Below are 545 nucleotides of genomic sequence, written 5' to 3'. Positions count from 1 at the left end.
AGAGCGGAGGAGATGAAATAGCGGGTATCCTCGGTCACCTTGCCGCGCCATTCGGTTCGGGTTGTGGTGCGGACGAGGCAGCGCAGGGCATGGAAGCGCGGTTCACCGGGGTAGCGACGATCTCCAGTCAGCCAATCGATTTCGTGGCTGACGGCGTAACGGCGCGTTTCGATTCTGCCGTGATCCTTATCGACGATCTCCAGGGCTTTCAGGCCGGTGGTGTCCGGGTCGCCGAAGTAGCGGGCGACGTCATCATGCAGACTGGGTTGATTGCGCTTGAGGGCGAGCAGGTAGTCGCCGCCTGCGTCGGTAATGGCCTGGGCAATGGCGGGATTGGTGGCGATGGCGTCGATGGTGACCAACGCGCCTTTGATACTGAGGCGTTCAAGGATCGACAGGATGGCGGCACATTCGTTGTCCTTGGTGTCGACAGCCTCCTGGCACAGCACGAGCCGTTGGGTCGAGGCCCAGGCAGAAACCAGATGGAGCGGCTTCGTCCCGTTGCCGGTGTCACCACTGCGGCGCAAGGTCTTGCCGTCCAGGGC

At 62.6% G+C, this 545-nt stretch carries 1 protein-coding gene; it reads right to left on the bottom strand.

Annotated features, from left to right (window positions below):
• Window positions 1–545 (bottom strand): ISAs1 family transposase (locus MTBSS4_RS02960; protein ID WP_173981915.1); only part of this gene is annotated, 545 nt, incomplete at both ends.

Source organism: Magnetospirillum sp. SS-4 (assembly GCF_902729425.1).
Lineage (GTDB): Bacteria > Pseudomonadota > Alphaproteobacteria > Rhodospirillales > Magnetospirillaceae > Phaeospirillum.
The sequence above is the reverse complement of the archived record's forward strand: the minus strand, read 5'-3'. Positions and strand labels throughout refer to the sequence as shown.